Annotated in this window: 9 protein-coding genes; all 9 read left to right on the top strand. The window is 71.6% G+C overall.

The features are described from left to right. Positions 1-35 precede the first annotated feature (35 nt). The 9 genes from QFZ27_RS12255 (at position 36) to QFZ27_RS12215 (ending at position 25,934) form a co-directional block, all read left to right on the top strand. On the top strand, positions 36-1,274 hold the full coding sequence (locus QFZ27_RS12255) for an MFS transporter (RefSeq protein WP_429226668.1): 1,239 nt from the start codon (positions 36-38) through the stop codon (positions 1,272-1,274). A 224-nt stretch (positions 1,275-1,498) separates the two neighbouring features. Beyond that, on the top strand, positions 1,499-2,149 hold the full coding sequence (gene plsY / locus QFZ27_RS12250) for a glycerol-3-phosphate 1-O-acyltransferase PlsY (RefSeq protein WP_429226666.1): 651 nt from the start codon (positions 1,499-1,501) through the stop codon (positions 2,147-2,149). A 127-nt stretch (positions 2,150-2,276) separates the two neighbouring features. Then, entirely contained in the window at positions 2,277-3,761 is a 1,485-nt protein-coding gene (locus QFZ27_RS12245) for a tryptophanase (protein ID WP_429232446.1), read from the top strand. Positions 3,762-3,821: 60 nt separating this feature from the next. Further along, positions 3,822-4,961: a DNA-processing protein DprA gene (gene dprA, locus QFZ27_RS12240; protein WP_429226664.1), complete on the top strand. Its 1,140-nt coding sequence runs from the start codon at positions 3,822-3,824 to the stop codon at positions 4,959-4,961. A gap of 79 nt (positions 4,962-5,040) precedes the next feature. Next, positions 5,041-7,689 carry a type I DNA topoisomerase gene (topA, locus tag QFZ27_RS12235; RefSeq protein ID WP_429226663.1) on the top strand — a complete coding sequence of 883 codons (2,649 nt, stop codon included), beginning with the start codon at positions 5,041-5,043 and terminating at the stop codon, positions 7,687-7,689. Positions 7,690-7,924: 235 nt separating this feature from the next. Continuing rightward, a complete protein-coding gene (rnr, locus tag QFZ27_RS12230) occupies positions 7,925-10,321 on the top strand; it encodes a ribonuclease R (protein WP_429226662.1) in 2,397 nt (798 codons plus the stop codon). Between the two features lie 92 nt (positions 10,322-10,413). Further along, positions 10,414-11,994, top strand: a complete 1,581-nt coding sequence (locus QFZ27_RS12225) for a S41 family peptidase (protein ID WP_429226661.1) — start codon at positions 10,414-10,416, stop codon at positions 11,992-11,994. Positions 11,995-12,398: 404 nt separating this feature from the next. Beyond that, on the top strand, positions 12,399-18,137 hold the full coding sequence (locus tag QFZ27_RS12220; RefSeq protein WP_429226660.1) for a hypothetical protein: 5,739 nt from the start codon (positions 12,399-12,401) through the stop codon (positions 18,135-18,137). A gap of 234 nt (positions 18,138-18,371) precedes the next feature. Further along, complete coding sequence (locus QFZ27_RS12215; RefSeq protein ID WP_429226659.1) at positions 18,372-25,934, top strand: hypothetical protein; 7,563 nt, start codon at positions 18,372-18,374, stop codon at positions 25,932-25,934. The last annotated feature ends 193 nt before the right edge of the window (positions 25,935-26,127 follow it).

The raw sequence follows: 26,127 nt of genomic DNA, 5'->3' as shown, positions 1-26,127 counted from the left end.
CGCTATGGTCGGCGCCCCTTTCCCACGCGCCGCCGATGACCGACGAAGATCCTTCTGCCGCCGAGTCCGGAAGCATCTTCCGCCACCGCGGTTTCGCCTACTACTGGACCGCCCGCCTGATCGCGACCTTCGCGGTGCAGTTCATCAGCGTCGCCGTCGGCTGGCAGGTCTACGACCTGACCCGCGACCCGTTCGATCTCGGCCTGGTCGGGCTGGTACAGTTCCTGCCGTCGCTGCTGCTGGTGCTGGTCACCGGCGCCGCGGCCGACCGCTACAACCGCCGCCGGATCATGGCCATCTGCATCGCCGCGGAGATCCTGTGCGCGCTGGCGCTGCTGGTCCTGACCATCGGCGGCGACCACCGGGTCTGGCCGATCTTCCTGGTCCTCGCCGGCTTCGGCATCGCCCGCGCCTTCCTCGGCCCCGCGGTGCAGTCGCTGCTGCCGAACCTGGTGCCGCCGGCGGAGCTGTCGACCGCGATCGCCTGGAACTCCTCCTCCTGGCAGATCGCCACCATCAGCGGCCCGGTGATCGGCGGCCTGCTGTACGGCCTGGCGCCGGAGGTGCCCTATGCCTTCGCCGCGGTGCTGATGGCGGTCTCGATCGGGCTGGTGACTCTGATCCCCAAGCCGGCACAGAAGACCGTGCCGGAGCCGGCCAGCTGGGAGAGCCTGGGGGCCGGCTTCCGCTACATCTGGGGCGAGAAGGTGGTGCTGGGCGCGATCTCGCTCGACCTCTTCGCCGTGCTGCTGGGCGGCGCCTCCGCGCTGCTGCCGGTCTATGCCCGCGACATCCTCGACGTCGGGCCCTGGGGCCTCGGCCTGCTGCGGGCCGGCCCCGGCATCGGCGCGCTGGTGGTGGCGATCTGGCTGGCCCGCCGGCCGATCGGGGACCAGGCCGGGCTGATCATGTTCGCCTGCGTCGCCGGCTTCGGCGCCTTCACCTGCGTCTTCGGCGCCTCCACCCTGCCCTGGCTGTCGATCGTGGCGCTGATCATGATGGGCGCCTTCGACATGGTCAGCGTCTATATCCGCGAGACCCTGATCCAGCTGTGGACCCCGGATGCGCTGCGCGGCCGGGTGAATGCCGTGAACATGGTTTTCGTCGGCGCCTCGAACGAGCTCGGCGAGTTCCGCTCCGGCATCTCGGCGTCGCTGATCGGCGTGGTGCCGGCGGTGGTGGTCGGCGGCCTCGGCACCATGGCGGTGGCCGGGCTGTGGTCGACCTGGTTCCCGCAGCTGCGCCGCATCCGCCACCTGAACCACGCCGCATAACGCCGGTGATTTTGGGTCAGATCGCGCCAGAACAATCGGGCCCGGCAGAACAGATTGCCTCTCCCGCCAGGCGGGAGAGGCAACGCGGACATCCGAAATCCTGTCGCTCCTGCTGATCGCGCCGGAGCGGTCCGGCCTCAAACCATCATGCTCTCGCCCGACATCGCCGTTCCCCCGGCCGGGAAAATCGCCATGATGGAGCCGGCGCAGGAACGGATTCGCTCATGTCCTCATTCGACCCCACCTCGATCTGGGCGCTCGCCGCCGCGGCGGTGCTGGGCTATCTGCTCGGCTCGATCCCGTTCGGCCTGGTGCTGACCAAGGCCGCCGGGCTGGGCGACATCCGCAGCATCGGCTCCGGCAACATCGGCGCCACCAACGTGCTGCGCACCGGCAACAAGGGCTTGGCCCTGGCGACGCTGCTGCTGGATGGCGGCAAGGGCGCGGCCGCCGTGCTGGTCGCCGGCCTGTTCGACCCGATGCTGGCGGTGCTGGCCGGCGGCGGCGCCATGCTGGGCCACAACTACCCGGTCTGGCTCGGCTTCAAGGGCGGCAAGGGCGTGGCCACGGCGTTGGGCACCCTGCTGGCGATCGCCTGGCCGGTCGGGGTGCTGTGCTGCCTGGTCTGGCTGGTGATGGCCGTGCTGTTCCGCTATTCGTCCCTGGCGTCGCTGACCTCGGTCGCCGCGGCGCCGGTCCTGGCCTTGGCCCTGTCCGGCGTGCCGGTCCTCGGCGCGGTCCGGACCGACCTGACCCGCGCCGCCCTGGCCCTGTTCATCGCGGTGCTGGTGTTCCTCCGCCACGACGGCAACATCCGCCGCCTGCTGCGCGGCGAGGAGCCGAAGATCGGCCGGAAGAAGCCGGCGCCGGGCTGACCGCCCAGCATTCCCTCCCGCGGCGTCCCAGACAATCCCCTGGGATTTAAATATCAATCGTCGACAATTCGATGTTTCTATTTCTTTACAATCTGCATGATTGATTAAGCCCGACTTTTCCCCTTGTATGAGTGCCGACAGGACTTGGCGGAATCAAGGGCGGACCATGCGACGCATCCCGGAACCTTTCCGAATCAAGATGGTCGAGCCGATCCGGGCGATCACGCCCGAGGCGCGGCAGGCCGCCCTCGAGACGGCCGGCAACAACCCGTTCCTGCTGAAGGGCGAGGACGTCTACATCGACCTTCTGACCGATTCCGGGACCGGGGCGATGAGCGACCGGCAATGGGCCGGATTGGTCACCGGCGACGAATCCTACGCCGGCAGCCGCAGCTTCTTTCACCTGCAGGAGACCGTCCGGGGCCTGTTCGGCTATCCCTTCGTCGTGCCGACCCATCAGGGCCGGGGCGCCGAGCACATCCTGTTCCCCTGCCTGGTGCAACGGATGCGGGGCGGGGACCGGCAGCCCGTCTTCATCTCGAATTACCACTTCGACACCACGGCCGCGCATGTCGAGCTGAGCGGCGCGCGGGCCGTCAACGTCGTCACGGAAAAGGCCTTCGACACGGCGTCCGACCATGGCTGGAAGGGCGACTTCGATCTCGACCGGCTCGAAGCCGCCATCGCCCGGCACGGCCCGGCCAACGTCGCCGGCATCATCGTCACGGTGACCTGCAACAGCACCGGCGGCCAGCCCGTCTCGATGACGAACATGCGCGCCGTCCATGCGATCGCCCGGCGCCACGGCATTCCGGTCGTGATCGACGCGGCCCGCTTCGCCGAGAACGCCTGGTTCATCCAGCAGCGCGAGCCGGGCTATGCGGAGGCGAGCATCGGCGACATCGTCCGCGAGATGTTCCGGTACGGCGACGCGATGACGATGTCCGCCAAGAAGGACGGGCTGGTGAACATCGGCGGCCTCTGCTGCATCCGGGAGGACGAGGCGCTGTTCGATGCGGTGCGGATCCGCTGCGTGCCGTTCGAGGGCTTCGTCACCTATGGTGGCCTCGCCGGGCGCGACATGGAGGCACTGGCGATCGGGCTGCGCGAGGGCATCGACCAGACGTTCCTGTCCTATCGCATGGCCCAGGTCGCCTATCTCGGCGAGCGCCTTCGGCGCGGCGGCATCCCGATCCAGACTCCGGTCGGCGGCCATGCCGTCTTCGTCGACGCCAGGAAGCTGGTGCCGCACATCCCGCCGTCGCAGTTTCCCGCCCAGGCTGTGACCAACGCGCTCTATCTCGAGGGCGGCATCCGGGCCGTCGAGATCGGATCGCTGCTGCTCGGCCGGGATCCCTCGACGGGGCGTCAGAAGCCGTCGCCGCTGGAATTGGTCCGGCTGGCCATTCCGCGCCGCGTCTACACCAACGACCATATGGACTACATCGCCGATTGCCTGATCGCCGTGGCCGGCCGCGGCCGGCATCTCCGCGGGCTGGAATTCGCCTACGAGCCCCCGCTGTTGCGGCATTTCCTGGCGCGGCTGCGGGTGGCGGCCGAGCCGGAGGTCGAGGCGCCTGAAACGGCCAAGCCGGAAGTGGCGGCCGCCTGAAGCGGCCTTTCCACGAGATCCCGATTGACCCGGCCGCCGCCCTGCCCCGAAGCTGGCCGGATGACGACGCCCCGGCGGCCTTTGAGCGAAGCCGAACGGCTGGACTGGCTTCGCCTGGCCCGGACCGACGCCGTCGGGCCCATCACCTTCCATCACCTGGTCAGCCGCTACGGCTCCGCCGGCGCGGCGATCGAGGCGCTGCCGGAGCTGTCGCGCCGAGGCGGCCGGCGGGCCGGGCTGAAGCCGCCCTCCGTCGCCGAGGCGAAGCGGGAGCTGGAGGCGCTGGCCCGGATCGGCGGCCGCCTCGTCGCCGCCTGCGAGCCCGACTATCCCGAGGCCCTGGCCGCGATCGAGGATGCGCCGCCGGTGCTGTCGCTGCTCGGCCGCGGCGAGCTGGCGACCCGGCCGATGGTCGGCATCGTCGGCGCGCGCAACGCCTCGCTGAACGGCCGCCGCATGGCACGCGACATGGCGCGGGAGCTGGGCGAGGCCGGCTTCACCGTGGCCTCCGGCTTCGCCCGCGGCATCGACACCGCGGCGCATGAGGGCGCCTTCGCCACCGGCACGCTGGCGGTGCTGGCCGGCGGCCTCGACATCGTCTACCCGCCGGAGAATGCCGGGCTGTACGACCGCCTCGGCCAATCCGGGCTCGCGGTGGCGGAATGCGCCCTCGGCACCCAGCCGACCGCGCGCCACTTCCCACGCCGCAACCGGCTGATCTCCGGCCTGTCGCTCGGCGTCGTGGTGATCGAGGCGGCGCTGCGCTCCGGCTCGCTGATCACCGCCCGCATGGCCGCCGAGCAGGGGCGGCAGGTGCTGGCGGTGCCGGGATCGCCGCTCGACCCCCGCGCCCAGGGCTGCAACCGGCTGATCCGCGGCGGCGCCACCCTGGTCGAATCGGCCGAGCATGTGCTCGAGGCGCTGGCGCCGCAGATCTCCGCCCCGCTGCTGCGGGAACCGTCGCCCATGGGCCCCCGTTCCCACTCCACCGCCCTGCCGGAGGGCGGCGACGGGGCCGAGGCCGACCGCGCCCGGGCGATGGCGGAGGTGCTGGAACGGCTGTCGCCGACGCCGACGGCGGTTGACGAACTGTTGCGCGATTGCCAATTGTCTCCGCCGGTGGTGCTGACCGTGCTGCTGGAGCTCGAACTCGCCGGCAGGATCGAGCGCCAGCCCGGCAACCGGATCAGTCTGCTTTGACGCAGCGCCCCGCGGCGAGGCGTGGTTTTCCTGGCGCCGCCCCTCCGGCGACGCCGTCGTAAAGATTGAGTGTGGCGCTTTGGCAGACCAGACCCTCGTCATCGTCGAGTCGCCCGCGAAGGCCAAGACGATCAACAAATATCTCGGCCGCGACTATACGGTGCTGGCCAGCTTCGGCCATGTCCGCGACCTGCCGGCCAAGGACGGGTCGGTCCGGCCCGACGAAGACTTCGCCATGGACTGGGAGCTGGCCGATCGCGGCAAGTCCCGCATGGACGAGATCGCCCGCGCCGCCAAGGACGTCACCCGCGTGCTGCTGGCCACCGATCCGGATCGCGAGGGCGAGGCCATCTCCTGGCATGTGCAGCAGCTGCTGCGCGACCGCCGCGGGCTGAAGGACGTCGAGATCCGCCGGGTGACCTTCAACGAGATCACCAAATCGGCCATCCTCGACGCCGTCGCCCATCCGCGCGACCTGGACCAGGAGCTGATCGAGGCCTATCTGGCCCGCCGGGCGCTGGACTATCTGGTCGGCTTCACCCTGTCGCCGGTGCTGTGGCGCAAGCTGCCAGGGTCCCGCTCGGCCGGCCGCGTCCAGTCCGTGGCGCTGCGGCTGATCTGCGAGCGCGAGCTGGAGATCGAACGGTTCCGGGCGCGCGAGTTCTGGAGCATCGAGGCGGTGTTCCGCACGCCGAAGGGCGAGGAATTCACCGCCCGGCTGACCCATCTGAACGGCCGCAAGCTCGACAAGTTCGACCTGCCGGACGAGGCCTCGGCCCGGGCCGCGGTGGCGGCGATCGACCCGCTGGCCTTCGCCGTGACCTCGGTCGAGACCAAGCAGGTGCGGCGCCATCCCGCCCCGCCCTTCACCACCTCGACCCTGCAGCAGGAGGCGTCGCGCAAGCTGGGCATGAGCGCGACCCAGACCATGCGCACCGCCCAGCGCCTGTACGAGGGCGTCGACATCGGCGGCGAGACCGTCGGCCTGATCACCTATATGCGGACCGACGGCCTGACCCTGGCGGGCGAGGCCATCGCCCAGGCGCGCCAGGCGATCGGCAGCATGTACGGCCAGAATTACGTCCCGCCCCAGCCGCGGGTCTACAAATCGACCGCCAAGAACGCGCAGGAAGCGCATGAGGCGATCCGCCCGACCGACCTGCGCCGCCGGCCGGAGGAGGTGTCGCGCTCCCTGTCGCGCGAGGAGCTGCGGCTGTACGAGCTGGTCTGGAAGCGCACCATGGCCTGCCAGATGGAATCGGCGGTGATGGACCAGGCCATCGTCGACGTCGCCGATGGCCGCCAGACCGCGGTGTTCCGCGCCGTCGGCACGGTCATCCGCTTCGACGGCTTCCTCAAGGTCTACCAGGAGGACCGCGACGACCCGGTGGCCCCGGGGGAGGACGCCGACGAGAGCCAGCGCCGCCTGCCGGCGATGGCCAAGGGCGACGCGGTCGACCGCCGCAAGACCACCCCCGAGCAGCATTTCACCCAGCCGCCGCCGCGCTTCACCGAGGCCAGCCTGGTGAAGCGGATGGAGGAGCTGGGCATCGGCCGCCCCTCCACCTACGCCTCGATCCTGCAGGTGCTGCAGGACCGCGAATATGTCCGGCTGGAGAAGAAGCGCTTCATCCCGGAGGATCGCGGCCGCATCGTCACCGCCTTCCTCGAGAACTTCTTCAAGCGCTACGTCGAGTACGACTTCACGGCGAAGCTGGAGGAGCAGCTCGACGACATCTCGGGCGGCAAGCTCGACTGGAAGCAGGTGCTGCGCGACTTCTGGACCGCGTTCCACGCCGCGATCGAGGGCACCAAGGACCTCAAGATCGGCGACGTGATCTCGGCCCTGGACGAGGCGCTGTCGGACCATCTGTTCCCGCCGAAGGGCGACGGCACCGATCCTAGGCTGTGCCCGTCCTGCGCCAAGGGCCGGCTGGGGCTGAAGCTGGGCCGCACCGGCGCCTTCATCGGCTGCTCGAACTATCCGGAATGCCGCTTCACCCGGCCGCTCGGCGCCCCGGGCGAGGACGGCGGCGCCGAGGACTCGGCCCTCCCCCGCCTGCTCGGCGACGATCCCGAGACCGGCCTGCCGGTGTCGATCCGCAAGGGCCCCTACGGCATCTACGCCCAGCTGGGGCCGAAGGACGAGGCCGAGAAGGGCGAGAAGCCGAAGCGCGCCTCGCTGACCAAGGCGCAGGACCCGATGGCGATGACGCTGCAGGAAGCGCTCGCCTTGCTGTCGCTGCCGCGCGAGATCGGCCGCCACCCGGAGTCGGGCGAGCCGATCCTGGCTGGCATCGGCCGCTACGGGCCCTATCTGAAGCATGGCGACAAGTACAAGAACCTGCCGCCGGAAGAGGATGTGCTGAAGATCGGCATGAACCGCGCCGTCGACCTGCTGGCCGCCGACAACGCCAAGGCCCGGCCCAGCGCCGAGCCGCTGCGCGAGGTCGGGGCGCATCCCGACGGCGGCGAGCCGATCAAGGTGTTCGCCGGCCGCTACGGCCCCTATGTCCGCCACGGCAAGGTCATGGCCTCGCTGCCCCGCGGCGTCGAGCCCGAGGCGGTGACGGTGGAGAAGGCGGTCGAGTGGCTGGCCGCCAAGGCAGCGAAGACCCCGGCCAAGGGCGGCCGCGGCCGCGCTCCGGCCAAGGCGGCGCCGAAATCGGCCGCGAAGAAGGCGCCGGCCAAGAAGGCCACGGCGCGCAAGAGCAAGGCCGCGGAGTGACCATAGCCTCCTCCCCCATCCACCGGATTTATCCGAGTCCCCCCTCCCCTCGCGGGAGGGGGCTAGGGGGAGGGGGTTCTCTCAGCCGGCCGCATCCCTGCTCATTCGCGCGCGGACGCGCGCAGCCCCCTCCCCCTGCCCCCCTCCCGCAAGGGGAGGGGGGACTTGTTTCATGTGACGGCTTCGTCGGGATTACCCTGATAGGGTCCGCGCCCCCCGAACCGAGCCCCGCGCCATGAACGAACCGCCCACCCGCAAGCCGCCGGTCCGCCGGCCGATCAAGCGGAAGAAGGTCGTCAAGACCGTCGTCCCGGCCAAGACGCCGCTGGGCAAGGGCAAGAAAGCGGCCAAGCCGTTCCCGACGCGCGAGCAGATCACCGAGTTCCTGAAGTCGCGCGACGACACCGTCGGCAAGCGCGAGATCGCCCGCGCCTTCCACATCACCGGCGACGACCGGGTGCGGCTGAAACAGCTGCTGCAGGACATGGCCGAGGAGGGCCAGCTGGAGAAGCGCCGCGGCCGCCGCATGCGGGCGCCGGGTGCCGCGGCCCTGCCGAATGTCGCCGTGCTGCGCATCGTCGCCATCGACAGCGACGGCGAGGCCCTGGCTCAGCCGATCCGCTGGGAGGAGGACGAGCCGCCGCCGCGCATCGGCATGATCGCCGGGGGGGCCGCCGAAGGCCGCGGCCAGGGCGCCCTGGCGGTCGGCGACCGGGTGCTGGCGCGGCTGCAGCAGGATGAGGACGGCGGCTGGACCGGCCGGACCATGCGCCGGCTGGAGACCCAGGCCGATGTCCGCGTGGTCGGCGTGTTCCGCCGCGGCCGCGACGGCCAGGCCCGGATCGTGCCGGCCGACAAGCGCGCCCGCGACACCTGGCCGGTGCGCGAGGGCGACACCGGCGGCGCCAAGGACGGCGACCTGGTCGAGGCGCTGGTCGAAGCGTCGGACCGCCTCGGCCCGCGCCGCACCGTGGTCACCGCCCGCTACGGCGATGCCGAGGATCCGCGTTCGATCAGCCTGATCGCGATCCATGCCGCCGGCATCCCGACCGACTTCCGGCCCAAGGCGCTGGCCCAGGCCGAGGCCGCCGAACCGGCCGCGCTGGGCGACCGGGTCGACCTGCGCCGGATCCCGCTGGTCACCATCGACGGCGCCGATGCCCGCGACTTCGACGACGCGGTCTGGGCCGAGCCCGATCCCGATCATCCCGGCGGCTGGCACCTGATCGTCGCCATCGCCGACGTCGCCCATTACGTGCCGCCGGGGTCGCCGCTGGACCGCGACGCCTTCGAGCGCGGCAATTCCTGCTACTTCCCCGACCGCGTCGTGCCGATGCTGCCGGAGGCGCTGTCGAACGGGCTGTGCTCGCTGCGCCCCGACGAGGACCGCGCCTGCCTGGCCGCCGATCTGTGGATCGACCAGCATGGCCGCCTGGTGCGCCACCGCTTCCGCCGGGGGCTGATGCGGTCCTCCGCCCGGCTGACCTATGAGCAGGTGCAGGCCGCCCGCGACGGCCAGCCGGACGAGACCACGGGCCCGCTGGTGGAGCCGGTGATCGCCCCGCTCTACGGCGCCTACCAGGCGCTGCTGGCGGCGCGGGACAAGCGCGGCACGCTGGAGCTGGACCTGCCGGAGCGGAAGGTCCAGCTCGGCGAGGACGGCCGCGTCGCCTCGATCGGCATCCGGGCCCGGCTCGACAGCCACAAGCTGATCGAGGAGTTCATGATCGCCGCCAATGTCGCGGCGGCGGAGACGCTGAGCGACAAGAGCCTGCCGGCGCTGTACCGGGTGCACGACCAGCCGGACCGCGTCCGGGTCGAGTCGCTGAAGGAGTTCCTGGAGCCGCTCGGCTACACCCTGTCGCTCGGCCAGGTGATGCGGCCGCGCGTGTTCGGCCAGATCCTGGCGCGGGCCGTGGGCCGGCCGGAAGAGCCGATGGTCAACGAGATGGTGCTGCGGGCCCAGGCCCAGGCGGTGTACAGCCCGGACAATCTCGGCCATTTCGGCCTGGCCCTGCCCCGCTACGCCCATTTCACCTCGCCGATCCGCCGCTATGCCGACCTGACCGTGCATCGTGGGCTGATCCGGCTGCTGCATCTCGGCACCGACGGCGCCACCGACGAGGAGCTGTCGCGGCTGGAGGAGATCGGCACCCACATCTCGGTCACCGAGCGCCGCGCCGCCCAGGCCGAGCGCGACGCGGTCGACCGCTATCTGGCCAGCTGGCTGTCGGACCGGATCGGCGCCATCCTGCCCGGCCGGATCGGCGGCGTCGCCAAGTTCGGCCTGTTCGTCAAGCTGGACGAGTCCGGCGCCGACGGGCTGGTGCCGATCTCGACCCTGCCCGACGACTACTACGACCATGACGAGGCGGCGCACGCCCTGGTCGGCCGGCGCTGGAACCGGGTGTTCCGGCTGGGCGCCCGGGTGCGGGTCCGCGTGACGGAGGCCGATCCGCTGACCGGCAGCACCGTCTTCGCCCTGGTCGATGCCGGCCATGGCGCCGATGTCGAAGGCCTGCCGCCGCTGCCGGAACCGGGGCGACGGGGCCCCCCACGGATCGGGATGCGATCGGGGCCCCGATCCGGCCGGAAACCAGGCTCCGGGCCGCCGCGCGGGCCTCGGCGTTGAACGCAGCCCTGCTGCGCTGCAATAACGCCTTTTTCCTGTCAAGTACCTGGCCTAAAGTGCGCTCGATAAACTCGGGCCCGGAGTTCCAGTAAGTGTTTCGTCAGAAGCGGTTGGCGGCGGTTGTTGCGGCGCTGCTGGTGCTTTCGGGCTGCCTCGCCTCCGCCCCGGAATCTCCCGCCCCCCAGGCCGACGCGCAGGCCCGCGAGGGCGGCCATTTCGCCGACCCCTCGGTGTTCACCGTCGGCTTCGACCGGATCCAGGAAGTCTATCTGGTCAAGGAGGATTTCGGGACGCTGGCGCTGGACGGGCTGAACGGCCTGTCCAAGCTGGACGACACGCTCAGCGCCCGCCGCGACGGCGGCCGGGTGCAGCTGGTCCGCGCCGGCCATGTGGTCGGGGATTTCGAGTCGCCCGGCCCCGACGCCTCCTACGATTGGGGCACGCTGGTCGCCTCCACCCTCGATTCCGCCTCGCTGGCGTCGCCGAAGGTCGCCGCTGCCGGCAGCGAGGCCGCCTATCAGGCGGTCTATGACGCGCTGCTGGCCGATCTCGACCCCTATTCCCGCTACGTCAACCCGGACCGGGCCCGCGACGACCGCGCCCAGCGCGACGGCTATACCGGCGTCGGCATCGCCCTCAGCCAGGACGACAAGGGCCGGCCGGTGATCGGCGACGTGTTCCCGGACACGCCGGCCGCGCGCGCCAACCTGCTGAAGGGCTCGATGATCGTCGCCATCGACGGCGTGTCGGTGGAGGACGCCAAGGTCGACGAGATCGCCGACCTGATGCGCGGCCCGGTCGGCACCAAGGTCGACCTGACCGTGCGCGAGCCCAAGGGCAGCAGCCGCACCGTCACCATGACCCGCGCCAAGGTGATCGAGAACATGGTGCGCAGCGAGGTGCGCGACAACGTCATCATCGTCAAGCTGCTGCGCTACAACACCACCGCCGCCGCCGCGGTCCGCAACACCGTGACCGGCCTGTTGCGCGGCCTCAACGGCCGGGCCCGCGGCGTCGTCCTCGACCTGCGCGGCAATCCGGGCGGCCTGCTGGACCAGTCGGTGGCGCTGGCCGACATGTTCATGGACCACGGCCAGATCGTCTCGACCCGCGGCCGCAACCCGGACAGCGACCAGAGCTTCAGCGCCCGCGACGGCGACATCTCCGGCCACCTGCCGCTGGCCCTTCTGGTCGACGGCCACTCCGCCTCGGCGGCGGAGGTCACGGCCGCGGCGCTGCAGGATGCCGACCGGGCGATCCTGGTCGGCTCCACCTCCTTCGGCAAGGGCAGCGTCCAGACCGTGACCCGGCTGCCGAACGACGGCGAGCTGTTCCTGACCTGGAGCCGGATCTACGCGCCGTCGGGCTATACCTGGCACCGCCAGGGCATCCTGCCGACCGTCTGCACCAGCGGCACCGGCACCGACGCCAAGGCCCTGATCCAGGCCTTCCGCGCCGGCCAGCTGCCCCGCATGGCCGATGCGGCGGCGGAGCGCTTCCAGGCGCCGGACGACGATGCGGCGCTGCGCCGCGTGCGCGCCGCCTGCCCCTGGCAGGTGCACGACGCCGATCTCGATCTCCAGGTCGCCATCGACCTGCTGAGCGACCCCACTCTCTACGCCCAGGCCCTCGGCTCGCAGGACCGCGGCACCGTCGCCGCCCACGCGCAGTGATCCTCGCGCCTTGTTCTTTTATTGTCATTGCCGTTCTCGGACTTGATCCGAGGATCAACCCGGCAATCCAGGGGCCACCCAGAGCGGCATCGACATCTCTGGATGCCCGGGTCAAGCCCGGGCATGACAATTGGATATGAGTCAGGCCATCAACTCACTGATTCCCGGACGACACCTCAGCGACCATCCACCCGAAATCGGACATCTGCTGGGCTGACGGCATTCGGCTCCTTCCGTCGCTCCACGGCAATGAACCATCAATCCTGATGATTTTGTCCTACCTGAGTATGCAAAACGTCTGCTAAAATTTACTCATTCTGAGTCCCGGCCAACCGGGCGCATTTCACGGTTCGGCCGCTCCTCCCCGAAATCGGCGGTGCTGCCTCGACAGCGGGGGAGAAGCCATGACCCAGATCCTCAACGGCACCGCCGGCAATGAAACCCTCACCGGGACCGATCCGGGCAATCCGGCCAACCCGGACGGCATCGACATCATCAATGGCGGCGCCGGCAACGACACGCTCAGCGGCCTCGGGGGCAACGACATCATCCAGGGCGGCCTGGGTGTCGATGCCATGAGCGGTGGCGCCGGCATCGACACGCTCAGCTATGCCAACGCCACCGAGGGCGTCGAGGTGCACCTGAACGCCGGCTTTGGCAACCGCGGCGAATCCACGGGCGACACCTTCAGCGGCTTCGAGAACCTGATCGGCAGCGCCTTCACCGACGGCCTGCGGGGCGACGGTGGGGCCAACACGGTCGACGGCGGCGCCGGCGACGACGTTATCCAAATCAGCGGCGGCGCCGACACGCTGATCGGCGGTTCCGGCTTTGACATCCTCGACCTCTCGGGCGCCTCGGGCTCGGCCATCACTGTCAACCTGACCACCGGCGTCGGTTCCGGGGGCGTCACCCTCTCCGGATTCGAGTACGTGGCCGGCTCGGAGTTCAACGACGTCCTGACCGCCAACCTGAACGGCGATACCATTCTGATCGGAATGGGCGGCAACGATTTGCTCAACGGCGTCAATGGCGACGACATCTTGAGCGGCGACAGCTTTGGCGGCGGCGGCACCGACACGCTCAACGGCGGGGGCGGCAACGACTGGCTCGAAGGCGGCCAGTTCGGCGACGTGCTGAACGGCGGCGCCGGCACCGACACCGCCTCCTACGCCGCCTCGGCGGCCGCGGTCGTGGTCACGGTCAACGGCCCCGCCTCGGGCGGCGATGCCCAGGGCGATATCCTGACCGGCATCGAGAATCTCACCGGCTCGGCCCTGAACGACACGCTGACCGGCGACGCCGGGGCCAATGTCCTGGCCGGCCTCGGTGGCGCCGACGCGCTGCAGGGCGGCAACGGCGTCGACACGGCGACCTACGCCGCCTCGGCCGCCGGGGTCTCGCTCAGCCTCACGACCGGCAACACCTCGGGCGGGGATGCCGCGGGCGACACATTCAACAGCATCGAGAACGTGATCGGCTCGGCCTTCGCCGATACGATCAACGGCAGTGCCGGGGTGAATGTCCTGGATGGCGGCGCCGGCGACGACGTGCTGGCGGGCCGTGCCGGCGCCGACACCCTGATCGGCGGGGCCGGCAACGATACGGCCAATTATGCCGCGTCTGGCGCGGGCGTCATCGTCGACCTCACGACGGGCACCGGCTCGACGACCGGCGGCATCATCAATAGCGATGCCGATGGCGACACGCTGATCGGCATCGAGAACGTCACCGGCTCGGCGGACAACAGCGACATGCTGATCAGCAATGCCGTGGCCAATATTCTCGATGGTGGCGGGGGCGGTGACTTCGCCAACTATGCGGCCTCGACAGCCGCGGTATCGGTCGACCTTCAGGCCCACACCGCGACGGGCGGCTATGCCGAAGGCGATACGCTGATCAACATCGAGTTCCTCGTCGGCTCGAATTTCGCCGACACCCTGACCGGCGACGGGTCCGTAAACCCCCTCTTCGGCGGCGACGGCGACGACGTGCTCCGCGGCGGGGCCGGGGCCGATTTCCTCCTCGGCGGCAACGGCCTGGACACCGCCGACTACACGGGCTCGGCGGCGGCGGTGTCGGTCGACTTGCTCAGCGCGGCCGTCTCCGGCGGCGACGCCGCGGGCGACAGGCTGACCGACATCGAGAACCTGACCGGCTCGGCCTTCGCCGACGCGCTGACCGGCGATGCCGGGGCCAACATCCTGGCCGGCGGCGACGGCAACGACACGCTCCAGGGCCACGGTGGCGCCGATGCGCTGCAGGGCGGCGCCGGCACCGACACCGCGACCTACGCCGCCTCGGCCGCCGCGGTCGTGGTCAACCTGCTGACCGGAACCGGCACGGGCGGCGACGCCCAGGGCGACACGCTGGCGACCATCGAGAACCTGATCGGCTCGGCCCTGGCCGACACGCTGATCGGCAACGCCGTGGCCAATGTGCTGGCCGGCGGCGACGGCAACGACACGCTCCGCGGCGGGGCCGGGGCCGACGCCCTCAACGGCGGCAACGGGGCAGACACCGCCGATTACACCGGCTCGGCGGCGGCTGTGTCGATCAACCTGCTGACGAGTGCCGTCTCCGGCGGCGACGCCGCGGGCGACACGCTGACGGCCATCGAGAACGCCACCGGCTCCTCCTTCAACGACACGCTGACCGGCAGCGCCGCGGCCAATGCGCTGAACGGCGGCGACGGCAACGACCTGATCTTCGGCGGGGCCGGGGCCGACGCCCTCAACGGCGGCAACGGCACGGACACCGCAGACTACGCCGGCTCGGCCGCGGCGGTCGCCGTCAACCTGCTGACCGGTGTCGGCACCGGCGGCGACGCCCAAGGCGACACGCTGGCGGCCATCGAGAACCTCATCGGCGCGGCCCTGAACGACACGCTGACCGGCAGCGCCGCGGCGAATGTCCTGGCCGGCGGCAACGGCAACGACACGCTCCAGGGCGGCGCCGGCGCCGACGCGCTGCGGGGCGGCACCGGCATCGACATGGCCTCCTATTCCGCATCCGCCGCAGGCGTCAATCTCAGCCTCTCGAGTGGCGACACGTCGGGCGGCGACGCCGCGGGCGACACATTCGACAGCATCGAGAACGTCCTCGGCTCGGCCCTCGCCGACAACATCAATGGCAGTGCCGGGGTGAATATCCTGGACGGCGGCGCCGGCGACGACCTGCTGGCAGGCCGCGGCGGTGCGGACCTCCTGCGCGGCGGGGCCGGCAGCGACACCGCCTATTACATCGCGACCGGCAGCGTCACGATCAACCTCGCCACCAACAGCGCCACGGGCGGCGATGCCGCCGGCGACACCTTCGACAGCATCGAGAATCTTTCCGGCTCGAACCAGGCCGACAGCCTGACCGGCAATGCCGGGGCCAACGCCCTCGACGGCGTCGACGGCAACGACCTGCTCGATGGCGGCGCCGGGGCCGACGCGCTGCAAGGCGGCAACGGCACCGACACCGCCTCCTATGCCGCCTCCGCCGCGGGCGTCACGCTCAGTCTCTCGAGTGGCGTCACGTCGGGCGGCGACGCCGCGGGCGACAGCTTCGGCAGCATCGAGAACGTCATCGGCTCGGCCTTCGCCGACGTGATCAACGGCCAGGCCGGGGCGAATGTCCTGGATGGCGGCGCCGGCGACGATGTTCTCGCGGGCCGCGGCGGCGCGGACATCCTGCAAGGCGGGGCCGGCAGCGACACCGCCGACTACATCGCGTCCGCGGCCGTCACGATCAATCTCGCGACCAACACCGCGACGGGGGGCGATGCCGCCGGCGACATCTTCGACAGCATCGAGAACGTCACCGGCTCGAACGCCGCCGACACCCTGACCGGCAATGCCGGGGCCAACATCCTCGAAGGCGTCGCCGGGAACGACCTGCTCGACGGCGGTGCCGGGGCCGACGCGCTGGATGGCGGTGCGGGCATCGACACGGCGACCTATGCGGCGTCCGCCGCGGGCGTCACGGTCAACCTGCTGGCTGGAACCGGCACCGGCGGCCACGCCCAGGGCGACACGCTGACGGCGATCGAGAACGTCTTCGGCTCGGCCTTCGACGACACGCTGATCGGCAGCGCCGCGGCCAATGTGCTGACCGGCGGCAATGGCGACGACACGCTCCAGGGCGGCGCCGGGGCCGACGCGCTCGATGGCGGCACCGGCACCGACACGGCGACCTATGCTGCCTCGGCCGCGGGCGTCACGGTCAACCTCCTGGCCGGCACCGGCACGGGCGGCGATGCCCAGGGCGACACGCTGACGGCCATCGAGAACCTCGTCGGCTCGGCTCTGAACGACACGCTGATCGGCAGCGCCGCGGCCAATGCGCTGACCGGCGCCGACGGCAACGACGTGCTCCGCGGCGGGGCCGGCGCCGACAGCCTCATCGGCGGCAGCGGTACGGACACCGCCGACTACACGGGCTCGGCGAATGCGGTCACGGTCAACCTGTTGACCGGGACCGGCACCGGCGGCGAGGCCCAGGACGACGCGCTGGCGGGGATCGAGAACCTCACCGGCTCGGCCCTGGCCGACGCGCTGACCGGCAACGCCACAGCCAATGTGCTGACCGGCGGCACTGAGGCCGACACGCTCATCGGCGGGGCCGGGGCGGACACCCTCGACGGCGGCACCGGCCTGGATACCGCCGGCTATGACACATCGGCGGCAGCGGTCTCGGTCAACCTGCTGAGCGGGACCGCCTCCGGCGGCGACGCCGCGGGCGACACGCTGCTGAGCATCGAGAACCTCGTCGGATCGTCCTTCGCCGACACCCTGACCGGCGATGGCGGGGTCAATGACCTGCGCGGCGCCAACGGCGACGACACGCTTGTCGGCGGGGCCGGCGCCGACCGCCTCTTCGGCGGCAACGGGGTCGACACGGCGGACTATGCGGCCTCCGCCTCGGGGGTGGTCATCGACCTCATCGCGGGGACCGGCACCGGCGGCGACGCCCAGGGCGACACGCTGACCGGCATCGAGAACCTGACCGGCTCTGCCCAGACGGACCGGCTGTACGGCAACGGCAGCGTCAACGCGCTGGGCGGCGGGGCCGGCGACGACCAGCTCCGCGGCGGCGGGGGCGGCGATGTGCTGGACGGCGGCGCCGGCTCGGACTTCGCCAACTACCAGGGCTCGACCGCAGCGGTCGTGGTCAACCTGCTGGCGGACACCGCCTCGGGCGGCGACGCCGCGGGCGACCAGCTCGACAACATCGAGCACCTGTACGGCTCCAGCCAGGGCGACCAGCTGACCGGCGACAACGCCCGCAACATCATCGGCGGCGAGCTGGGCGACGACACCATCGTCGGCAATGGCGGCGACGACGCGCTCTCCGGCGAAGGCGGCAACGACGCGCTCTCCGGCGGCGACGGGGCCGACCGCCTGGTCGGCGCCGCCGGGATCGACACGGTCCATGGCGGCATCGGCAATGACTCGGTCGACGCCGGCAGCGAGGCCGATCAGGTCTTCGGCGAGGCGGGAGACGACAATATCCTGGGCGGCGCCGGCGACGACCGGCTCGACGGCGGCGACGGCAACGACACGCTCGAAGGCGCGGCCGGGGCCGATGCGTTGGTCGGCGGCGACGGCATCGACACCGCGAGCTATCTCGGCTCGGCCGCCGGCGTGTCGGTCGATCTCGCCACGGGTGACGTCTCCGGCGGCGACGCCGCGGGCGACACGCTCAGCGGCTTCGAGCAGGTGATCGGCTCGGGCTTCGTCGACACCCTGGCCGGCGACGCCGGCGCCAACACCCTGTGGGGCATGGCCGGCGATGACGTGCTCACCGGGGGTGGAGGCGGCGATGCCCTGAAGGGCGGCGACGGCGCCGACCGCTTCGTCTACACGGCCTTGTCCGACAGCGCGGTCTCCGGCCTCGGCAAGGACACGATCCTGGACGTCTCGACCGGCGACAGGATCGACCTGTCGGCGATCGACGCCGACGGCAACTCCAGCAACGGCGACACCGCCTTCACCTTCGGCACCGGCGCCTACACCGGCGCGGGCGGCGGGCTGCGGGTGGTGACGGCCGGGGCGATCCAGGTGGTCTATGCCGACGTCAACGGCGACAAGGTCTCCGACTTCGCCATCAACGTCATCGCCGACCGCGCCCTGACGGCCAGCGACTTCGTGCTGTAACCCAGGGCGGACTCTGGCGTGCCCGTCATCCAAGGCCGGGTTCGTTCGCGGCATGCGAGCCCGGCAAGGAAGCGCCGATCGGCAGGTTGGGGTGACGATTTGCCTAACATAATATGCAGAGCCTCTGCTAAATCTGCTTCATTCTGAGTCCCGGGGCCGGCCGGGCGCATTTCACAGCTCGGCCGCTCCTCCCCGATCATCGGCGGCGCTGCCTCGACAGCGGGGGGACGAATCGTGACCCAGACCATCAACGGCACCGCGGACAACGACACCCTCACCGGGACCGATCCGGGCAATCCGGCCAATCCGGACGGCATCGACATCATCAACGGCCTCGCCGGCGCCGACACGCTCAGCGGCCTTGGCGGCAACGACACGCTCCAGGGCGGCGCCGGCGCCGACGCGCTGCAGGGCGGCGCCGGCACCGACACGGCGAGCTATGCCGCCTCGGCCGACGCGGTCGTGGTCACGGTCAATGGCACCGCCTCGGGCGGCAACGCCTCGGGCGACACCCTGTCCGGCATCGAGAACCTGACCGGTTCGGCCCTCGCCGACACGCTGACCGGCGACGCCGGGGCCAATGTCCTCACCGGGGGCAACGGCGATGACAGGCTCCAGGGCCGCGGCGGCGCCGACACGCTGCAGGGCGGCGCCGGCATCGACGCCGCCGTCTACAGCGACTCGGCCGTCGCGGTCGTGGTCACGGTCAACGGCACCGGCACGGGCGGCGATGCCCAGGGCGACACGCTGACCGGCATCGAGAACGTGGCCGGCTCGGCCTTCGCCGACACCCTGACCGGCGATGTCGCGGGGAACTTCCTGGCCGGCGGCGGCGGCGGCGACACGCTCCAGGGTGGCGCCGGTGCCGACACGCTGCAGGGCGGCGCCGGCAGCGACACCGCCTCCTACGCCGCCTCGGCCGCCGCGGTCGTGGTCACGGTCAACGGCGCCGCCTCGGGCGGCGACGCCGCGGGCGACACCCTGACCGGCATCCAGAACCTCATCGGCAGCGCCTTCGCCGACACCCTGACCGGCGACGCCGGGGCCAATGTCCTGGCCGGGGGCGCCGGCAACGACACGCTCCAGGGCCTCGGCGGCGCCGACGCGCTGCAGGGCGGCGCTGGCATCGACACCGCCACCTACACCGCATCGGCCGTCGCGGTCGCAGTCAGCCTGCTGGCCGGCACGGCTTCCGGCGGCGACGCCGCGGGCGACACTATGACCGGCATCGAGAACCTGACCGGCTCGGCCTTCGCCGACACCCTGACCGGCGACGCCGGGGCCAACATTTTGGCCGGCGGCGCCGGGGCCGACACGCTGATTGGCGGCGCAGGCACCGACACAGCGAGCTATGCCGCCTCCGCCGCGGGCGTCAGTCTCAGCCTCACGACCGGCACCACGTCGGGCGGCGACGCCGCGGGCGACAGCTTCAGCAGCATCGAGAACATCATCGGCTCGGCCTTCGCCGACACGGTGACTGGCGATGCCGCAGCCAATGTCCTGGCCGGCGGCGACGGCAACGACACGCTCCAGGGCCTCGGCGGCGCCGACACGCTGCAGGGCGGCGCCGGCACCGACACGGCGAGCTATGCCGCATCGACCGTCGCGGTCGTGGTCACGGTCAATGGCGCCGCCTCGGGCGGCAACGCCTCGGGCGACACCCTGACCGGCATCGAGAACTTGGTCGGCTCGGCCCTCGCCGACACGTTGACCGGCGACGCCGGGGCGAATGCTCTCAGCGGCGCCGCCGGTGCCGACATCCTGTCGGGCGCAGGGGGCGACGACCTGCTCGATGGCGGCACCGGGGCCGACGCGCTGCAGGGCGGCACCGGCATCGACACTGCCGCCTACGCCGCCTCGGCCGCCGCGGTTTCAGTCAATCTACTGGCCGGCACGGCTTCCGGCGGCGACGCCCAGGGCGACATCCTGACCGGCATCGAGAACCTGACCGGCTCGGCCTTCGCCGACACCCTGACCGGCGACGCCGGGGCCAACATTTTGGCCGGCGGCACCGGGGCCGACGTGCTGATCGGCGGCGCAGGCACCGACACGGCGAGCTATGCCGCCTCGGCCGACGCGGTCGTGGTCACGGTCAACGGCGCCGCCTCGGGCGGCAACGCCACGGGCGACACCCTGTCCGGCATCGAGAACCTGACCGGTTCGGCCCTCGCCGACACCCTGACCGGCGACGCCGGGCCCAACACCCTGGACGGCGGCGACGGCAACGACACGCTCCAGGGCCTCGGCGGCGCCGACACGCTGCAGGGCGGCGCCGGCACCGACACGGCGAGCTATGCCGCATCGACCGTCGCGATCGTGGTCACGGTCAACGGCAGCGCCTCGGGCGGCAACGCCACGGGCGACACCCTGACCGGCATCGAGAACCTGACCGGCTCGGCCCTCAATGACATGCTGACCGGCGACGCCGGGGCCAATGTCCTGGCCGGGGGCGACGGCAACGACATACTACAGGGCCGCCGCGGCGCCGACACGCTGCAAGGCGGCACCGGCACCGACACCGCCTCCTATGCCGCCTCGGTCACGAACGTCAGTGCCAGCCTCGCGACCGGCGGCACGCCGGGCGGCGACGCCGACTCCGCGGGCGACAGCTTCATCAGCATCGAGAACATCACCGGTTCGGCCTTCGACGACATCCTGGCCGGCGATGGCGGGGTGAATGTCCTGGATGGCGGCGCCGGCGACGACGTGCTGAAGGGCGACGGTGGCGCGGACGCCCTGCAAGGCGGGGCCGGCACCGACAGGGCCTACTACATCCCTTCCGCCGCGAGCGTCACGGTCAACCTCGCGGCCGGCACCGGCACCGGCGGCGATGCCCAGGGCGACACCCTGACCGGCATCGAGCAGGTCTACGGCTCGACCCTGGCCGACACCCTGACCGGCGATGGCGGAGCGAATTTCCTGGGCGGGGACGCCGGCAACGACACGGTCCAGGGCCTCGGCGGCGCGGACAGCCTGTCGGGCAGCACCGGCACCGACACGGTGACCTATGCCGCCTCCGCCGCGGGAGTCGCGGTCAACCTCCTGGCCGGCACGGCCTCGGGCGGCGATGCCGCGGGCGACACCCTGAGCGGCTTCGAGAACCTGACCGGCTCGGCCTTCGCCGACACGCTGACCGGCGACGCCGGGGCCAATGTCCTGGCCGGCCTCGGCGGCGCCGACACGCTGGACGGCGGCAACGGCTCCGACACCGCCTCCTATGCCGCCTCCGCCACGGGCGTCGCTGTCAGCCTCTCGAACAACACCGGGCAGAGCGGCGACGCCGCGGGCGACAGCTTCAGCAGCATCGAGAATGTCATCGGCTCGGCCTTCGTCGACTTCCTGACCGGCGATGCCGGGGCGAATGTCCTGGATGGCGGCGCCGGCGACGATTTGCTGTGGGGCCGCAGCGGCGCAGACATCCTGCAAGGCGGGGCCGGCAGCGATACGGCCGACTACGCCTTTTCCGCGGCCGTCACGGTCAACCTCGCGGCCGGCACCGGCACGGGCGGCGATGCCCAGGGCGACACGCTGACCAGCATCGAGAACATCTTCGGCTCGGCCCTCGCCGACACGCTGACCGGCGACGCCGGGGCGAATGCTCTCAGCGGCGCCGCCGGTGCCGACATCCTGTCGGGCGAAGGGGGCAATGACCTGCTCGACGGCGGCGCCGGGGCCGATGGGATGAACGGCGGCACCGGCATCGACACCGCCACCTACGCCGCCTCGGCCGTCGCGGTCGTGGTCACGGTCAACGGCGCCGGCTTGGGCGGCGACGCCGCAGGCGACACCCTGACCGGCGTCGAGAATCTGGTCGGCTCGGCCTTCGCCGACACGCTGACCGGCGACGCCGCGGCCAATGTCCTGGCCGGGGGCGACGGCGACGACACCCTCCAGGGCCTCGCCGGCGCCGACACGCTGCAGGGCGGGCTCGGCACCGACACGGCGAGCTATGCCGCATCGACCGTCGCGGTCGCGGTCACGGTCAACGGCGCCGCCTCGGGCGGCAACGCCACGGGCGACACCCTGTCCGGCATCGAGAACCTCATCGGCTCGGCCCTCGCCGACACGCTGACCGGCGACGCCGCAGCCAATGTCCTGGCCGGGGGCGACGGCAACGACACGCTCCAGGGCCTCGGCGGGGCCGACACGCTGCAGGGCGGCGCCGGCACCGACACCGCCTCCTACGCCGCCTCGGCCGACGCGGTCGTGGTCACGGTCAACGGCGCCGCCTCGGGCGGCAACGCCACGGGCGACACCCTATCCGGCATCGAGAATCTGACCGGCTCGGCCTTGGCCGACACGCTGACCGGCGATGCCGGGGCCAATGTCCTGGCCGGCGGCGACGGCAACGACACGCTCCAGGGCCTCGCCGGGGCCGACACGCTGACCGGCGGCGCCGGCACCGACACGGCGAGCTATGCCGCCTCGACCGTCGCGGTCGTGGTCACGGTCAACGGCGCCGCCTCGGGTGGCAACGCCACGGGCGACACCTTGTCCGGCATCGAGAATCTGATCGGCTCGGCCCTCGCCGACACCCTGACCGGCGACGTCGCGGGGAACCTCCTGGCCGGAGGCGACGGCAACGACACGCTCCAGGGCCGCCGCGGCGCCGACACGCTGCAGGGCGGCGCCGGCACCGACACCGCCTCCTATGCCGCCTCGGTCACGAACGTCAGTGCCAGCCTCGCGACCGGCGGCACGCCGGGCGGCAGCAGCGACTCGACGGGCGACAGCTTCATCAGCATCGAGAACATCACCGGTTCGGCCTTCGACGACACCCTGGCCGGCGATGGCGGGGCGAATGTCCTGGATGGCGGTGCCGGCGACGACGTGCTGAAGGGCGACGGTGGCGCGGACGTCCTGCAAGGCGGGGCCGGCAGCGACGGGGCCAACTACATCCCTTCCGCCGCGGGCGTCACGGTCAGCCTCGCGGCCGGCACCGGCATCGGCGGCGATGCCCAGGGCGACACCCTGACCGGTATCGAGAATGTCTACGGCTCGGCCCAGGCCGACATCCTGACCGGCGATGTCGGGGCCAATGTCCTGGCCGGGGGCGGCGGCAACGACACGCTCCAGGGCCGCGGCGGCGCGGACATCCTGGCAGGCAGCACCGGCATCGACATGGTGACCTATGCCGCCTCCGCCGTGGGAGTCGCGGTCAACCTCCTGGCCGGCACGGCCTCGGGCGGCGACGCCGCGGGCGATACGCTGAACGACATCGAGAACCTGACCGGCTCGGCCTCCGCCGACACGCTGACCGGCGACGCCGGGGCCAATATCCTGGCCGGCGGCAACGGCGACGACATGCTCCAGGGCCTCGGCGGCGCCGACGCGCTGCAGGGCGGCGCCGGCACCGACACCGCCACCTACGCCGCCTCGGGCGCCTTAGTCGTGGTCACGGTCAACGGGGCCAGCTTCGGCGGCGATGCCCAGGGCGACACGCTGACCGGCATCGAGAACCTCACCGGCTCGGCCTTCGCCGACACGCTGACCGGCGACGCCGGGGCCAATGTCCTGGCCGGGGGCGACGGCAATGACACGCTCCAGGGCCTCGCCGGCGCCGACACGCTGCAGGGCGGCGCCGGCATCGACACGGCGAGCTATGCCGCCTCGGCCGCGGGCATCGTTCTCAGCCTCACGTCCGGCACCACGTCGGGCGGCGATGCCGCGGACGACATCCTGACGGGGATCGAAAACCTGACCGGCTCGGCCTTCGCCGATACCCTGATCGGCGACGCCGGGGCCAACACCCTGGACGGGGGCGACGGCAACGACCTGATCATCGGTGGGGCCGGCGGCGACACCATGAACGGCGGCGCCGGGGTCGATACCGTGAGCTACGCCGACTCGACCGTGGGAGTGAAAATATCGGTGGTCGGAAACGGCTTCGGCGGCGACGCCGGGGATACGACGTCCGGCATCGAGAACCTGGTCGGCTCGGCCTTCGACGACGTGCTGTACAGCGATGCCGGGGCGAACGCCCTGACCGGCGGCGCCGGCGACGACACCCTCTCGGGCGGGGCCGGTGGCGACGTCATGGATGGCGGTGCCGGAACCGACGATTGGGTGGACTACTCGATCTCGATGGCGACGGCCGGGGTGGTCGTCACGGTGAACGGGGCGGCGGCGGGCGGCGATGCGGCGGGGGACACGCTGACCGGCATCGAGAACCTGAGCGGCTCGGATTTCGCCGACACGCTGACCGGCGACGCCGGGGCCAACATCCTCATCGGCGGCGGCGGGAACGACCTGCTGGAGGGAGGCGACGGGGCCGACACGCTGAACGGCAGAACCGGGGTCGACACCGCGAGCTACATCGGCTCGACCGCAGCAGTGAACGTCACGGTGAACGGCGCCGCTTCGGGCGGCGACGCCGCGGGCGACACCCTGACCGCCATCGAGAACCTGATCGGTTCGGCCTTCGCCGACACGCTGACCGGCGATAGCGGGGTCAATGCCCTGGCCGGGGGCGACGGCAACGATACCCTCCAGGGCGGCGCCGGGGCCGACACGCTGCGGGGCGATGCCGGCATCGACACCGCCTCCTACGCCGCCTCCGCCTCGGGGGTGGTCATCGACCTCATCGCGGGGACCGGCACCGGCGGCGACGCCCAGGGCGACACGCTGACCGGCATCGAGAACCTGACCGGCTCTGCCCAGACGGACCGGCTGTACGGCAACGGCAGCGTCAACGCGCTGGGCGGCGGGGCCGGCGACGACCAGCTCCGCGGCGGCGGGGGCGGCGATGTGCTGGACGGCGGCGCCGGCTCGGACTTCGCCAACTACCAGGGCTCGACCGCAGCGGTCGTGGTCAACCTGCTGGCGGACACCGCCTCGGGCGGCGACGCCGCGGGCGACCAGCTCGACAACATCGAGAACCTGTACGGCTCCAGCCAGGGCGACCAGCTGACCGGCGACAACGCCCGCAACATCATCGGCGGCGAGCTCGGCAACGACACCATCGTCGGCAATGGCGGCGACGACGCGCTCTCCGGCGAAGGCGGCAACGACGCGCTCTCCGGCGGCGACGGGGCGGACCGCCTGGTCGGCGCCACCGGGATCGACACGGTCCATGGCGGCATCGGCAATGACTCGGTCGACGCCGGCAGCGAGGCCGATCAGGTCTTCGGCGAGGCGGGAGACGACAACATCCTGGGCGGGGCCGGCGACGACCAGCTCGACGGCGGCGACGGCAACGACACGCTCGAAGGCGCGGCCGGGGCCGATGCGCTGACCGGCGGCGACGGCATCGACACCGCGAGCTATCTCGGCTCGGCCGCCGGCGTGTCGGTCGATCTCGCGACGGGTGACGTCTCCGGCGGCGACGCCGCGGGCGACACGCTGAGCGGCTTCGAGCAGGTGATCGGCTCGGGTTCCGTCGACACGCTGGCCGGCGACGCCGGCGCCAACACCCTGTGGGGCATGGCCGGCAACGACGTGCTCACCGGTGGCGGCGGCGGCGACCTGCTGAAGGGCGGCGCCGGCAACGACCGGTTCGTCTACACCGCCCTCTCCGACAGCACCGTCTCGGGCGCCGGCAAGGACGTCATCGCCGACTTCACCACCGGCGACAGGATCGACCTGTCGGCGATCGATGCCGACGGCAATTCCGGCAACGGCGACACCGCCTTCACCTTCGGCACCGGCGCCTACACCGGCGCGGGCGGCGGGCTGCGGGTGGTGACGGCCGGGGCGATCCAGGTGGTCTATGCCGACGTCAACGGCGACAAGGTCTCCGACTTCGCCATCAACGTCACCGCCGACCACGCCCTGACGGCCAGCGACTTCGTGCTGTAACCCAGGGCGGACTCTGGCGTGCCCGTCATCCAAGGAAGCGCCGATCGGCAGGTTGGGGTGACGATTTGCCTAACATAATATGCAGAGCCTCTGCTAAATCTGCTTCATTCTGAGTCCCGGGGCCGGCCGGGCACATTTCACAGCTCGGCCGCTCCTCCCCGATCATCGGCGGCGCTGCCTCGACAGCGGGGGA

Source organism: Inquilinus ginsengisoli (assembly GCF_050434925.1).
GTDB lineage: Bacteria > Pseudomonadota > Alphaproteobacteria > DSM-16000 > Inquilinaceae > Inquilinus > Inquilinus ginsengisoli_B.
This window is presented reverse-complemented; position numbering and strand designations above follow the sequence as displayed.